This window comes from Geodermatophilus sp. URMC 62 (genome assembly GCF_052931475.1).
In genome coordinates, this window is sequence record NZ_JBRFHY010000001.1 from 471,119 (window position 1) to 483,559 (window position 12,441).

The 12,441-nt window shown below is 75.1% G+C and carries 10 protein-coding genes; 2 read left to right on the forward strand and 8 right to left on the reverse strand.

Annotated elements, in window-relative coordinates:
- Positions 1-16 precede the first annotated feature (16 nt).
- Positions 17-418: a VOC family protein gene (locus ACU616_RS02240; protein ID WP_446756863.1), complete on the forward strand. Its 402-nt coding sequence runs from the start codon at positions 17-19 to the stop codon at positions 416-418.
- On the opposite strand, the gene ACU616_RS02245 is transcribed toward ACU616_RS02240, so the two are convergent.
- From ACU616_RS02245 to ACU616_RS02275, 7 genes are all read right to left on the reverse strand, one after another.
- Positions 385-2,139, reverse strand: a complete 1,755-nt coding sequence (locus tag ACU616_RS02245; RefSeq protein WP_446756864.1) for a proline--tRNA ligase — start codon at positions 2,137-2,139, stop codon at positions 385-387. The two genes, ACU616_RS02240 and ACU616_RS02245, sit on opposite strands and share 34 nt — an antisense overlap.
- Positions 2,140-2,285: 146 nt before the next feature.
- A complete protein-coding gene (locus tag ACU616_RS02250; protein WP_446756865.1) occupies positions 2,286-3,377 on the reverse strand; it encodes an amidohydrolase family protein in 1,092 nt (363 codons plus the stop codon).
- A complete protein-coding gene (ffh, locus tag ACU616_RS02255) occupies positions 3,374-4,960 on the reverse strand; it encodes a signal recognition particle protein (RefSeq protein ID WP_446756866.1) in 1,587 nt (528 codons plus the stop codon). Before ffh ends, ACU616_RS02250 begins: the two co-directional genes overlap by 4 nt.
- A 104-nt stretch (positions 4,961-5,064) precedes the next feature.
- On the reverse strand, positions 5,065-5,268 hold the full coding sequence (locus tag ACU616_RS02260; RefSeq protein ID WP_446756867.1) for a hypothetical protein: 204 nt from the start codon (positions 5,266-5,268) through the stop codon (positions 5,065-5,067).
- Positions 5,269-5,356: 88 nt separating this feature from the next.
- Positions 5,357-7,750, reverse strand: coding sequence for a [protein-PII] uridylyltransferase (locus ACU616_RS02265; RefSeq protein WP_446756868.1), 2,394 nt, complete (start codon positions 7,748-7,750; stop codon positions 5,357-5,359).
- 143 nt (positions 7,751-7,893) lie between these two features.
- Positions 7,894-8,232 (reverse strand): P-II family nitrogen regulator, encoded by a 339-nt coding sequence (locus ACU616_RS02270; RefSeq protein WP_446756869.1) that lies wholly within the window; start codon positions 8,230-8,232, stop codon positions 7,894-7,896.
- Positions 8,229-9,599, reverse strand: coding sequence for an ammonium transporter (locus ACU616_RS02275; protein ID WP_446756870.1), 1,371 nt, complete (start codon positions 9,597-9,599; stop codon positions 8,229-8,231). The genes ACU616_RS02270 and ACU616_RS02275 overlap by 4 nt, the downstream gene beginning before the upstream one ends.
- Before the next feature lie 349 nt (positions 9,600-9,948).
- Here ACU616_RS02275 and ACU616_RS02280 point away from each other — a divergent pair, with 349 nt between their 5' ends.
- Positions 9,949-11,070, forward strand: coding sequence for a HoxN/HupN/NixA family nickel/cobalt transporter (locus tag ACU616_RS02280; protein WP_446756871.1), 1,122 nt, complete (start codon positions 9,949-9,951; stop codon positions 11,068-11,070).
- 64 nt (positions 11,071-11,134) lie between these two features.
- On the opposite strand, the gene ftsY is transcribed toward ACU616_RS02280, so the two are convergent.
- Positions 11,135-12,370 (reverse strand): signal recognition particle-docking protein FtsY, encoded by a 1,236-nt coding sequence (gene ftsY / locus ACU616_RS02285; RefSeq protein ID WP_446756872.1) that lies wholly within the window; start codon positions 12,368-12,370, stop codon positions 11,135-11,137.
- Between the last annotated feature and the right edge of the window lie 71 nt (positions 12,371-12,441).

The following is a 12,441-nucleotide window of genomic DNA, read 5'->3' on the forward strand; positions in this document are numbered from 1 at the left end:
CGCGGGGAGGCGTGCGGTGACCAGCCGGGGACTGCTGCACCACGTGGAGCTGTGGGTGCCCGACCTCGCCCGCGCCGAGCGCTCGTGGGGCTGGCTGCTCACGGCCCTGGGCGCGGCGCCGTACCGGTCGTGGGAGCACGGGCGGTCGTGGCGGCTCGGCGGGGTCTACGTCGTCGTCGAGCAGTCCCCCGCGCTCAGCGCCGGCACCCACGAGCGCACGCGCCCGGGCCTCAACCACCTGGCGTTCCACGCCGGGGACGCCGCCGCCCTCGACGGGCTGGTGGCCGCGGCGCCGGCGCACGGCTGGCGGCTGCTGTTCGCCGACCGCCACCCCTTCGCCGGCGGTCCGGAGCACCGGGCGGCCTACCTCGAGGACGCCGACGGCTACGAGGTCGAGCTGGTCGCCGACCGCACCTGAGCCAGGACCGCGGCCGCGGCGTCGGCCACCGGCACCTCCTCGCGCTCCCCCGTCGCGCGGTCGCGCAGCTCGACGACGCCCTGGGCCAGCCCGCGGCCGACGGTGACGATCGTCGGCATGCCGAGCAGCTCGGCGTCCTTGAACTTCACCCCGGGGCTCACCTTGGGCCGGTCGTCGTAGAGCACGGTGAGGCCGGCGTCGACGAGCTCCCCGGACAGCTGCTCGGCGGCCTCGAAGACGGCGGCGTCCTTGCCGGTGGCGACGACGTGCACGTCGGCCGGCGCGACCTCGCGCGGCCAGACCAGGCCCAGCTCGTCGTGCGTGGACTCGGCGATGGCGGCCACGGCCCGGGAGACGCCGATGCCGTAGGAGCCCATCGTCACCGTGACGAGCTTGCCGTTCTCGTCGAGCACCTGGAGACCGAGCGCCTCGGCGTACTTGCGGCCCAGCTGGAAGATGTGGCCCATCTCCACGCCGCGGGCCAGCTCCAGCGGGCCGGAGCCGTCGGGGGCGGGGTCGCCGGGCAGCACCTCGGCGGCCTCGATGACGCCGTCCCAGGCGAAGTCGCGGCCCGCGACCAGGTCGAACACGTGCTTGCCGGGCTGGTTGGCTCCGGTGATCCACCGGGTGCCGGGCACCACGCGCGGGTCGACCAGGAAGCGGATGCCCGACGCGCTGTCGGTGCCGAGGACCTCCGGGCCGATGTAGCCCTTGACCAGCGCGGGGTGGCCCTCGAAGTCGGTGAACGCCTCGACCTCGGCCGGCGCGACCTGGGCCTCCAGCCGCTTGGTGTCGACCTCGCGGTCGCCGGGGACGCCGACCACCAGCGGCTCGCGGGAGCCGTCGGGGTGCACCAGCGTAACGACGACGTTCTTCAGCGTGTGCGCCGCGGTGTAGCCGGCGTCGGGGAACAGCTCCCGTGCGACGGCGACGAGCGTGTCGATGGTGGGGGTGTCGGGGGTGTCCTCGACGTGCGCCGCGGGCAGCCCGTCGAGCGGGATCGACGCGGGGACGACGGTGCTGACCGCTTCGACGTTGGCCGCGTAGCCCCCGGCCGAGCGGACGAAGGTGTCCTCGCCGACCTCGGTCGGGTGCAGGAACTCCTCGCTCCTGGACCCGCCCATGGCGCCCGACATGGCCGAGACGATGACGTAGTCCAGGCCCAGCCGGTCGAAGATGCGGATGTAGGCGTCGCGGTGGGCGGCGTAGCTCTTGTCCAGGCCGGCGTCGTCGACGTCGAAGGAGTAGCTGTCCTTCATCGTGAACTCGCGGCCCCGGAACAGCCCGGCGCGGGGCCGCGCCTCGTCCCGGTACTTGGTCTGGATCTGGTACAGGGCCAGCGGGAGGTCCTTGTACGACGAGTACAGGTCCTTCACCAGGAGGGTGAACATCTCCTCGTGGGTGGGGCCGAGCAGGTAGTCGGCGCCGCGGCGGTCCTGCAGCCGGAAGAGGTTGGGACCGTACTCGGTCCAGCGGCCGGTGGCCTCGTAGGGCTCGCGCGGCAGCAGCGCCGGGAAGTGCACCTCCTGCGCGCCCATCGCGTCCATCTCCTCGCGGACGACGCGCTCGACGTTGCGGAACACCCGGTAGCCCAGCGGCAGCCAGGTGAAGCCGCCGGGGGCCGCCCGCCGGATGTAGCCGGCCCGCACCAGCAGGCGGTGGCTGGGGACCTCGGCGTCGGCCGGGTCGTCGCGCAGCGTGCGCAGGAACAACGTGGACATGCGAAGGAGCACGGGAGGAGTCTCCCAGGCCGCGCCCGCCGGTTTCGCCGGGCCGCCGTCCTCCCTCGCCGCAGCGCGTCCTCCCGCACCGCCCACCGTGAGGGAGGACACGCCACGATCAGGTCACCTGATCGTGGCGCGGGGCCTCAGACGACGCGGCCGCGCAGGACGGTGAGCACCGGGCGGGTCAGGGTGGCGAGGTCGGCACGCGGGTCGGCGTCGTAGACGACGACGTCGGCCGGTGCCCCCTCCTCGATGCCGGGCAGGCCCAGCCACTCGCGCGCCGCCCACGACGCCGCGGCCAGCGCCGCCTCGGCCGGGATGCCGGCCTCGCACAGCGCCCGCACCTCGTCGGCGATGCGCCCGTGGTCGATGCCACCGCCCGCGTCGGTCCCGGCGAACACCGGCACCCCGGCCTCGTACGCGGCGCGGACGACGGCGCCGGAGGTCGCGTACAGCCGCCGCATGGTGCTCGCGTAGGTGGGGAACCGCTTCTCCCCCGCGGCGGCGAAGTCCGGGAAGTTCTCCACGTTGACCAGCGTCGGGACCACCGCGGTGCCCCGCGCGGCCATCTCGCCGAGGAGGTCCTCGGTCAGCCCGGTGCCGTGCTCGATGCAGTCGATGCCGGCGCGGATCAGGTCGGGCAGCGCGTCGGGGCCGAAGGTGTGCGCCGTGACCCGGGCACCCTCCTCGTGCGCCGCCGCCATCGCCGCGGCCAGGACGTCGGCCGGCCACTCGGGCGCGAGGTCGCCCACGCCGCGGTCGATCCAGTCGCCGACGAGCTTGACCCAGCCGTCGCCGCGGCGGGCCTGCACGCGCACCTCCGCGACGAGGTCCTCGGGCTCGAGCTCGACGCCCAGGCCCGGCAGGTAGCGGCGGGTGCGGGCGATGTGCCGGCCGGCCCGCACGATCCGCGGCAGGTCGGGCTCGTCGTCGAGCGCGCGGGTGTCCACCGGCGAGCCGCAGTCGCGCAGGGCCAGCACCCCGGCGGCGCGCTCGGCCAGCGCCTGCTCGCGCAGGCCCGCGAGGTCCTCGACGTGCACCCCACCGCGGCCGATGCCGACGTGGCAGTGCGCGTCGACCAGACCGGGCAGCAGCCAGCCGCCGCGGCTCACCGTCTCCGCGCCGGGCACCGGCTCGGAGGTGATCCGCCCGTCGCGCACCCACAGATCGCGGTGCTCCCCCTCGGGGAGGACGACGCCGGACAGGTGCAGGTCGGGCAGCCGCGGGTCGCTCACCGGCCCGGCCGCTCGTCCTTGAACTTGTCGAAGTCCAACTTGGTGAGGTCGGGCAGCCCCTGTCCGGCCAGGCCCGGCGGCAGCTGCGGCATGCCGGCACCGGGCATGCCGCCCCCGGGGAAGCCGGTGCCCGGCGGCATCCCCGGCGCACCGACGGGGCGCCGCGCCGGCCCGCCCTTCCCCTTGACGCCGCCCTTCTTGCCCTTGCCCTTCTTGGACTGGGCCTGCATCTGGCGGCCGCGGGCCTTCTTCGACATGGGGCCCATGCCGGGCATGCCCATGCTGCCGGCCATCTGGCCCATCATCTTCTGGGCCTGGGCGAAGCGCTCGAGCAGCTGGTTGACCTCGGTGACGGTCACGCCCGAGCCGTTGGCGATGCGCACGCGGCGGGAGGCGTTGATGATCTTGCTGTTGACCCGCTCCCCGGGCGTCATCGACTGGATGATCGCCGCGGTGCGGTCCAGGTCGCGGTCGTCGACCTGCTTGAGCTGCTCCTTCATCGCCCCGGCGCCGGGCAGCATGCCGAGCAGGTTGGCGATCGGGCCCATCTTGCGGATGGCCGTCATCTGCTCGAGGAAGTCCTCGAGCGTGAAGCCCTCGCGGCTGGCGAGCTTGCCGGCCATCTTCTCGGCCTGGTCGGCGTCGAATGCCTGCTCGGCCTGCTCGATGAGGGTGAGCACGTCGCCCATGCCGAGGATGCGCGAGGCCATCCGCTCGGGGTGGAAGACGTCGAAGTCGGTGAGCTTCTCGCCGGTGGAGGCGAACATGATCGGCTGCCCGGTCACGTACCGGACCGAGAGCGCGGCACCACCGCGGGCGTCGCCGTCGAGCTTGGTGAGCACGACGCCGGAGAAGCCCACGCCGTCGCGGAAGGCCTCGGCGGTGGTGACGGCGTCCTGGCCGATCATCGCGTCGACGACGAACAGCGTCTCGTCGGGCGAGACGGCGTCGCGGATGCCCGCGGCCTGCGCCATCAGCTCGGCGTCGATGCCCAGCCGGCCGGCGGTGTCGACGACGACGACGTCGTGCTGCGTGCGGCGGGCGTGCTCGATCGAGGCGGCGGCGACGCGGATCGGGTCGCCGACGCCGTTGCCCGGCTCGGGCGCGTAGACGTCGACGCCGGCCTGCTGCGCGACGATCGACAGCTGGTTGACCGCGTTGGGCCGCTGCAGGTCGCAGGCCACCAGCAGCGGGGTGTGCCCCTGGGACTTGAGCCAGCGGCCGAGCTTGCCGGCGAGCGTGGTCTTACCGGAGCCCTGCAGGCCGGCGAGCATGACCACCGTCGGCGACTGCTTGGCGAAGCGCAGCCGGCGCGTCTCGCCGCCGAGGATCTCGATGAGCTCCTCGTTGACGATCTTGATGACCTGCTGCGCGGGGTTGAGCGCCTGGGAGACCTCCGCCCCGCGCGCCCGCTCCTTGACGGCGTTGATGAAGGCCCGCACCGCCGGCAGCGCGACGTCGGCCTCGAGCAGCGCGATGCGGATCTCGCGGGCCGTGGCGTCGATGTCGGCGTCGGTCAGCCGGCCCTTGCCGCGCAGGCCGGTGAAGACCTTGTCGAGGCGGTCGGAGAGTGTCTCGAACACGAGCAGTCCTCAGCAGTCACGGGCGCGTTCACGGGCCCGGACGGGCCGCGCCACCTGACCCCAGGGTATCGACCGCGGCCGGCACGCCCCCGCCGTGCGCGCTGCTAGGCCGCGCGGTGGTCGCGCGCGGCGGCCACCGCGCCGACGACGGCCTCCAGGCCGCCGAGGAAGAACGCGGTGCCGCAGTCGGTGCACACCCACTCGGGGCACTCGGCGCCGTCGTCGGTGTGGCCGTCGACGCACGGGGGCTGCTCGAACGCCCGGTCCTCACCGCAGGTCGGGCAGGGCCAGTGCTGCTGGGCACTCACCAGGTCTCCTCCTCGCCGGTCGCGCCGGGACCGTCGCGTCCCCGCTCGCCTGCGACCGTCGCACGCACCACCGACAGTCCCGCGGAGCTCAGCCCGGAGTGTCCCCCGCCCCGGCGGCGACCGGGTCGGGCACGGGCGGGTCGGGCACCGCGCCGCGGGTGGCCGCGACCAGCGCGGCCTCCACCCGCGCCCGCTGCCCGGCGTCGATGGGGCGGCCGGCCGGGTTGCACACGTAGAAGTAGTCGGCGGCGTCGGCGCCCAGGGTCTCGATCCGGGCGCTGGTGACGTCGAGCCCCTCGGCGGCCAGCGCGGCGGTGAGCCGGTACAGCAGCCCCGCCCGGTCGGCCGCGCGCACCTCGACGATGCTGGTCGCCTCCCCGCTGACCTCCGAGTCGTGCCAGGAGACCCGCGGCGTCCCCGCGCGCCCGTCGCCCTGCCGGTAGTCGGCCTCGCGCTGCCGCAGCCGCTCGGCCAGCGGGAGCGTGCCCTCCAGCGCGGCGCGGACGGCGTCGGCCAGGATCGTCGGCTGCGGCGCGCGGCCGAACCGTGGGCGGACGGCGAACACCGCCGTCGCCCGGCCGCCCACCACGTTGACCTTGGCCGCCCGCACGTCGAGCTGGTTGAGCGCGAGCACCCCGGCCAGCCCGCTGAACAGCCCGGCCCGGTCGGGCGCGCCGATGGTGACCTGCTGGCCGTCGGCGACGTCCTCCACGCCCACGGTGACCGCCCCCGCCGCCTCGCCCTGCGAGACGGTCGGCTCGGTGGGGTGCAGCACCGGGTCGGGCTCGGGGTCCGCGGCCGTGACCGGCGCGCCCAGCCGGGCCTGCACGCGGGCCACCAGGTGCGCCACCAGGTGCGCCTTCCACGGCGACCAGGCCGAGGCGCTGGTCGCGGCGCCGTCGGCCTGGGCCAGCGCGTGCAGCAGCTGCAGCACCTGCGGGTCCTCCCCGATGGTCGTGGCGACGCGGTCGATGGTCGCGGGGTCGTCGATGTCGCGGCGGGTGGCGGTGTCGGGCAGCAGCAGGTGGTGGCGCACCAGGGTGCCGACCGTGGCGACGTCGGCGTCGGAGAAGCCCATGCGGGCGGCCACCGCGGCGGCCACCGGCTCCCCGGCCACGCTGTGGTCCCCGGGCCAGCCCTTGCCGACGTCGTGCAGCAGCGCCGCGACGAGGAGCAGGTCGGGACGGTCGACGTCGTGGGTGAGCTCTGCGGCGGCGGCCGCCGCCTCCACCAGGTGCCGGTCGACGGTGAAGCGGTGCCACGGGTGGCGCTGCGGCAGCGAGCGGACGCGGTCCCACTCCGGCAGGAACCGCGCGAGCAGCCCCTCCTGGTCGAGCTGCTCGAGGACCGGCACCGCCGCGCGGCCGCTGGCCAGCAGCCGCAGGAACCACCAGCGGACCTCCGCGGGCCACGGCTCGGGCACCGGCGGCGAGTGCACGGCGAGCACCCGCAGCGTGTAGGGCGACAGCAGCAGGTCCGCGCGCGCGGCGGCGGCGGCCCCGCGCAGCACCAGGCCCGGGTCGGTGGCCGGGCGGGCGTCGCGGGCGAGCACGACCTCGTCGCCCTGGCGCACCACCCCCTCGGCCAGCGGCTCGCGCCGCACCCGCCGGTGGCGGGCGCGCGGGCGGCGGACCAGCGCCGCCTCGACCCGGCGCCAGGCGTCGTCGGCGACGAAGGCCAGCCGCCGGCCGGCGAGGCTGACCTCGCGCAGCAGCTGGTCCTCGTCGGCCAGGCCGAGGGCGGCGGCGACCGGGCGCTGCTCCTGGCGGACCAGGACGTCCCCGGCCCTGCCCGTGCGGCGGCGCAGCTCGTCGCGGACGTCGAGCAGGAAGGCGTAGACCTCCCCCAGCTCGGCGGAGGGCTCGTCGACGAGCTGGGCGGCGGCCACCGCGCGCAGCACCTGGCCCTCGCGCAGGCCGCCGTAGGCCTCCTTGAGGTCGGGCTCGAGGAGGAAGGCCAGCTCGCCGACCTGCCGGGCGCGGGTGCGGCGCAGGTCGCGCAGCTGTGGCAGCAGCCGGGCCGCCGACTGACGCCAGCTGGCCAGGGTGGCGGTGCGCAGCGCCGTGGCGAGGGCGGCGTCGCCGGCGACCAGCCGGGCGTCGAGCAGCCCGAGACCGGCCTTGACGTCGGTGGAGGCGACCGCGACCGCCTCGGCGACCGTGCGGACCGAGTGGTCCAGCCGCACGCCGGCGTCCCAGATCGGGTACCAGACGGCGTCGGCGAGGGCGGCGACCTCGGGCCGGCCGTCGTGCACCAGCACGAGGTCGAGGTCGCCGTGCGGCGGGGGCTCGCGCCGGCCGAGGCTGCCGACGGCGACCAGCGCGACGCCGTCGGTGCCGGTGCGCGGCGGCGGCCCGCCGCGGCGCTGCCGCGGTGGCGGCGTCCCGGCGACGGCGTCGGCCAGCAGGCCGCCCAGCCAGGCGTCGAGGACCCGCACCCGCTCGGCGCGGGGCAGGTCGGGCAGCGACCCCAGGTCCGGCACGGTCCCCCCTCGGTGTGGCGTGTGCGACGGCGTCGGCCGGGGCGGTGGGAGCCCACCACCCCGGCCGCCGGCCCCATCCCGACCGGCCCCGTCCAGAGGCTCGCCGCGAGCCTGCGAGCGGTGGGGAGGACGGGGTCCTTCGACTAGAGCGCGTCCTCGCCGCGCTCGCCGGTCCGCACCCGCACGATCTCGTCGATCGTGGTGACCCAGACCTTCCCGTCGCCGATCTGGCCGGTGGAGGCCGACTCGACGACGGCGTCCACCACGCGGGCGGCGTCGACCTCGCCGACGACGACCTCGATGCGGACCTTGGGCACGAAGTCCACCTGGTACTCCGCGCCGCGGTAGACCTCGGTGTGGCCGCGCTGGCGGCCGAAGCCCTGGACCTCGCTGACCGTCAGCCCGGTGATGCCGATCAGCTCGAGGGCGTTCTTGACGTCGTCGAGCTTGAAGGGCTTGACGATCGCGGTGACGAGCTTCACACCCGGCTCCTCTCAGTGGCGGGGTTCGTGCTGCGGGCCTCGGCGCGGGCCTGGCCGGCGGCCGTCAGGGCCGAGCCGCCGCCACCGCCGAGGGAGACCAGGTCGTACCCGGTCTCGGCGTGGACGACGCCGTCGATCCCGGCGACCTCGTCCTCCTCGGAGACGCGGAAGCGCATGACCTTGGCGATGACGGAGCCGATGACCAGCGTCAGGACGAAGGAGTAGACCAGGACGGTCAGGGCGCCGAGGGCCTGCCGCCACAGCTGGTCGACCCCGCCGCCGTAGAACAGCCCGTCGACGCCGGCGGTGGTGGCGGCAGAGGCGAACAGGCCGACGGCGACGGTGCCCCACAGGCCGCCGACGAGGTGGACGCCGACGACGTCGAGGGAGTCGTCGTAGCCCAGCCGGTACTTCAGGCCGACGGCCAGGGCGCACAGCACGCCGGCGACCAGGCCGACGGCGAGCGCGCCGAGCGGCGTCACCGAGGAGCAGGCCGGGGTGATGGCCACCAGCCCGGCGACGACGCCGGAGGCCGCACCGAGTGAGGTGGCGTGCCCGTCGCGCAGCTTCTCGGTGAGCAGCCAGCCGAGGGTCGCGGCCCCGGTGGCGGCCAGCGTGGTGACGAAGACCTCCGCGGCCTGGCCGTTGGCGGCCAGCGCGGAGCCGGCGTTGAAGCCGATCCAGCCGAACCACAGGATGCCCGCGCCGATCATCACCAGCGGCAGGTTGTGCGGCCGCATGGGGTCGCGGCCGAAGCCGCGCCGCTTGCCGAGCACCAGGGCGAGCGCCAGGCCCGCGGCACCGGCGTTGACGTGCACCGCGGTGCCGCCGGCGAAGTCGATGGCCAGCAGGTCGTTGGCGATCCACCCGCCGGTCTCGGACTCCGCGCCGTCGAACGCGAACACCCAGTGGGCGACCGGGAAGTAGACGAGGGTGGCCCAGACGCCGGCGAAGACCATCCACGGGCCGAAGCGGGCGCGGTCGGCGATGGCGCCGGAGATCAGGGCGACGGTGAGGATGGCGAAGACGCCCTGGAAGGCGACGAAGGCCAGCGAGGGGATGGTGAAGACCAGGTTGTCGGGGGCGAAGGCCCCGTCCAGGCCGGCCGTTCCGATGAGCGAGGACAGGCCGAAGAACTCGAACGGGTTGCCCAGCAGCCCGCCGCCGACGTCGTCGCCGAAGGCCGTCGAGTAGCCGTAGAGCACCCAGAGCACGCTGATCAGCGCGAGTGCCCCGAAGCTCATCATCATCATGTTGAGGACGCTCTTCGCGCGGACCATGCCGCCGTAGAAGAGCGCCAGACCAGGGGTCATGAACAGCACCAGCGCGGCGCTGACCAGGACCCAGGCGGTGTCGCCGGTGTCCACGGCAACCTCCTGACCGTGTGGTGTGGCGGGGCCACAGGACGGCCCCGGTCGCGAGGACGCGCCCGGGGTGTGTCTCGGGTGCGCCCACCTCCGGCAGCAGACCGGTCGGGGGTGGGCTGTGCGGCGTTCACCGTGCCGGGCCGGTGTTTCCGGGGCCGGCATCGGCCCGTTTCCGGACGGTGAACTCCCCGTCGCGTGTCGCGTGGCGTGTGTCGGCCGTGTTGCGCGCCCCCCCCCGACAGCCACCGCCCCACCGGACGGGTGGCGGACCTGCCAGTGCGACTGGAGTGCAGTTGCAAGTCGTGTGCAATAAGGTCGCCGCGTCCGTCCCGACGTCCCTGGAGGCAGCGTGAGCGTCCCCGCGGTGTCCGCCCGGCCCGGTCTCCCGGCGCGCCGGGCCCGCGCGGGCGGCTCGTTCAGCCCCCGCGAGTGGCGCTCGATCGGCGGCATGGCCGCGTTCGTCCTGCTGCTGCACGTCGTCGGGTGGGGCGTGCTGGTGTTCGCCGTCGCGCCCGCCGAGTACCAGCTGGGCAGCACCGGCGTGCTGGGGGTCGGCGTCGGCCTGACCGCCTACATGCTCGGCGTCCGGCACGCCTTCGACGCCGACCACATCGCCTCGATCGACAACACCACCCGCAAGCTGGTCGCCGAGGGCACGCCGTCGGTGAGCACCGGCTTCTGGTTCTCCCTGGGCCACTCCTCGGTCGTGTTCGCGGCGAGCCTGCTGCTCGTGGCCGGGGTGCGCTCGGTCGCCGGCGTCGTGCAGTCCGACGACAGCTCCGTCGGCCAGGCCCTGGGCCTCGTCGGCACCCTGGTGGCGGGCACCTTCCTGCTGCTCATCGGGCTGATGAACCTCAGCTCGGCGGTGGGCATCGCCCGCGTCTTCCGGCGGATGCGCTCGGGTGAGTACGACGAGTCCGAGCTCGAGCACCACCTGCACAACCGCGGGTTCCTCGCCCGGCTGCTCGGCCGGGTGACCCGCCGGGTGAGCCGGCCCTGGCACCTCTACCCCGTCGGCCTGCTCATGGGCCTGGGCTTCGACACCGCCACCCAGGTGGCGCTGCTCGTGCTCGCGGCCGGCTCGGCGGCGTTCGTGCTGCCCTGGTACGCGATCCTCGTCCTGCCGGTGCTCTTCGCCGCCGGGATGAGCCTGTTCGACGCCGCCGACGGCGTCCTGATGACCCGCGCCTACGGCTGGGCGTTCCTCAAGCCGGTGCGCAAGGTCTTCTACAACCTGACGATCACGGTGCTGTCGGTGACCGTCGCGCTGGTCGTGGGCACGCTGGTGCTCGTCGGGCTGCTCGTGGAGCGGCTGCAGCTGCAGGCGGCGCCGCTGGTGTGGCTGGCCTCGCTGGACCTCGAGTACGTCGGCTTCGCGATCGTCGGGCTGTTCGTGCTCACCTGGGCGGTGGCCGTCGCGGTGTGGCGGTTCGGCCGCATCGAGCAGCGCTGGTCCGCCGACGCCTCCTGACGCGGGCCTCCCTGCAGGGGCCCGCCGCGAGCGTGCGAGTGGCGGGGGGCAGAGAGGCCCTTCTTCAGTCCGCGCCGCCGACCAGTCCCTCGGCGAAGACCTCGGGCTCGAACGGCGCCAGGTCGTCGGCCCCCTCACCGAGGCCGATCAGCTTGACCGGGATGCCGAGCTCGCGCTGCACGGAGACGACGATGCCGCCCTTGGCGGTGCCGTCGAGCTTGGTGAGCACGACGCCGGTGACGTCGACGGCGGAGGTGAACACCCGCGCCTGCACGATGCCGTTCTGGCCGGTGGTCGCGTCGAGCACGAGCAGCACCTCGGTGACCGGGCTGACCTTCTCCACGACGCGCTTGATCTTCCCGAGCTCGTCCATCAGGCCCGACTTGGTGTGCAGCCGCCCGGCGGTGTCGACGACGACGGTGTCGACCTCGGCCTCCACGCCGGTGCGGGCCGCCTCGAAGGCCACCGACGCCGGGTCGGCGCCCTCGCGGCCGCGCACGGTGAGCACGCCGACCCGCTCACCCCACGTCTCGAGCTGGTCGGCGGCCGCGGCGCGGAAGGTGTCGGCGGCACCGAGCACGACGCTCCTGCCGTCGCCGACGAGCACGCGGGCGATCTTGCCGACCGTCGTGGTCTTGCCGGCGCCGTTGACGCCCACGACCAGCACGACGCCGGGCCGGCCCTCGCGGCGGTCGGTGCCCAGGGTGCGGTCGAGGTCGGCGCCCAGGACGGCGGTCAGCTCGCGCACCAGCAGCGCGCGCAGGTCCGCCGGCGAGGCGGTGGCCAGCACCATCGACTGGGTGCGCAGGCGGTCGACGATCTGCTGGGTGGCCGCGACGCCGACGTCGGCGGCCAGCAGGGTCTCCTCGACCTCCTCCCAGTCGTCCTCGGTCAGCCGCTCGCGGGCCAGGACGGTGAGCAGGCCGCGGCCCAGCGAGGACTGCGAGCGGGCCAGCCGCGAGCGCAGCCGGACCAGCCGGCCGGTCGAGGGCGGCGGCGTCTCGAAGACGAGGTCCGGCTCGGGCTCGGCCGGCGGGAGCACGACCTCCGGCGGCGCATCCGGCGAGACCGCGTCGGGCTCGGCGGGCGCCAGGCCCTGCCCCGAGGCGGTGGCACCGGCCGGCCGGTCGGTCGGAGGAGCCGTCGGCGGGGCGGCCGGTGGGCGCGGCCGGGTCAGCGTCGTGCCCGCGGCGGCGTCGTCGTCGAGCCGGGTGGTGCGCCGGCCGCGGCCGACGAGGAGGCTCACCCCCGCGACCAGGGCCACCAGGACGATCGCGATCGCGATCAGCACGAACTCCATGCCGGCCAGTCTCCCAGTCCCCGCTGCGCCGGGTCTGGGCGGAACCGGGGTCGGTGGGACAGGCTGGGCGC